Source organism: Dactylosporangium aurantiacum (assembly GCF_000716715.1).
Taxonomy (GTDB): domain Bacteria; phylum Actinomycetota; class Actinomycetes; order Mycobacteriales; family Micromonosporaceae; genus Dactylosporangium; species Dactylosporangium aurantiacum.
This window is the reverse complement of record NZ_JNYJ01000119.1, coordinates 1-1,742: the sequence shown is the minus strand read 5'-3', so window position 1 is coordinate 1,742 and position 1,742 is coordinate 1. Positions and strand designations below refer to the sequence as shown.

The following is a 1,742-nucleotide window of genomic DNA, read 5'->3' as shown; positions in this document are numbered from 1 at the left end:
GGGTCGATGCTGTTGTCGATCTTGGTGTGGAAGAGGGGGTCGGCGGCGAGGATGGCGCGGCGCACGTCGAGCAGTTCGGTGACGCGTTGCTGGATGACGGCGGAGCCGAGCAGGCCGTCGTCGCCGAAGTCGCGGCGGGAGTCGTCGAGGCCTTCTTCGACGATGTCGAGGATCTTCTCCACGGCGAGGGCGACGGAGCGGCCGTTCTCGGTGTAGACGACGACGGGGACGGTGGGGCCGGACTCGGTTTCGTAGGCGCCGAGCATGTGCGACAGGCGCAGCACGGGCAGGATCTGGTCGCGGTACTGCACGACTTCGCGGCTGCCGGTGCGTTCGATGCGGTCGACGGGGAACTCTTCCAGGCGGGTGACCATGTCCAGGGGGATCGCGACGCGCCGGTCCCCGACCCCGGCGATGAGCAGCCGGTCGCCGTTGCCGCCGCCGCGGCGCACGGTGGTGTCGGCGTCGACGCGTTCCACGCCGGCGGCGAGGTGGGCGCGCCGGGCGAGGGAGGCGACGTCCAGGATGAGCGCGACCCGGCCGTCGCCGAGCAGCGTGGCACCGGCGTACACGCCGATGTCCTTGAACCTGGAGGTCAGCGGTTTGACGACGACCTCCTCGGTGTTGAGGACGCGGTCCACGACGAGCCCGAAGCGTTTGCCTTCGGCCTGCAGCACGGCGACGTACACGTCCTTGTCGTGTTCGCCCTCACGCGCCAGGCCGAGCGTGTCGTCGAGGTACACCAGGGGCAGCAGCTTGCCGCGCAGCCGGTACACGGGTGCGTCCATGGCGTGCTCGACCACGCGTCCGGACTGCCCGTCGAGGTAGACGAGTTCGTGGACGGCGACCTGGGGGATGACGTACCGCTGGTCGCGGCATTCGACGGTCAACGCTTGGATGATGGCGAGGGTCAGGGGGATCGTCAGGCGCCAGGTGGTGCCCTGCCCGACGATGGAGTCGACGTCGACCGCACCACCGATACGTTCGATGTTGGTCTTCACCACGTCCATGCCGACCCCACGACCGGACACGTTGGTGACCGCCTTCGCGGTGGAGAACCCCGGCCGGAACACCAACGCCAGGATCTCCCGCCGATCCATCGTGGAAAGCTGGTCCCGGGACACCAGACCCTTCTCCACCGCGATCCGCGCGATCTTGTCCGGATCGATCCCGGCACCGTCGTCACGCACCTCCACGATCACGTGCCCACCCTCGTGATACGCCCGCAACGTCAACGTGCCCTCAGGATTCTTCCCCGCCGCCACCCGCTCCTGCGGCGACTCGATACCATGATCGACCGCATTCCGCACCAGATGCGTCAACGGGTCCTTCACCGCCTCGAGCAGCGACCGGTCCAGCTCCGTCTCCTTACCCTCCTGAGCAAGACGGATCTGCTTACCGAACGTCGAGGACAGATCCCGCACCACCCGCGGCAACTTCGACCACAAATGATCAATCGCCTGCATCCGGGTCTTCATCACCGACTCCTGCAACTCAGAAGTGATGAGATTCAACCGCTGACCCGTCCGCGTCATCCCCGGATCCGCCACCGACCCGATCGCCCGGATCAACTGATTCCGGGTCAACACCAACTCCCCCACCAAATTCATCAACTTGTCCAACAGATCCACATCCACCCGGATCGACTGATCCGCCACACTCCGCTTCGACACCGCATCCTCACCACCCTCACCACCCGCAGCCCGACCCACGGGCGGCACAGCCGGCGGCGTACCACCACC

General features: G+C 66.9%; 1 protein-coding gene and 1 pseudogene. Both read right to left on the bottom strand.

Annotated features, from left to right (window positions below):
* A partial coding sequence (locus OP18_RS50480) for a chemotaxis protein CheW (protein WP_245635822.1) occupies positions 1 to 1,427 on the bottom strand: 1,427 nt, incomplete at its 3' end.
* Between the two features lie 102 nt (positions 1,428 to 1,529).
* Positions 1,530 to 1,610, bottom strand: a pseudogene (locus OP18_RS61670) (hypothetical protein); the annotation flags it as partial.
* Positions 1,611 to 1,742: the final 132 nt, after the last annotated feature.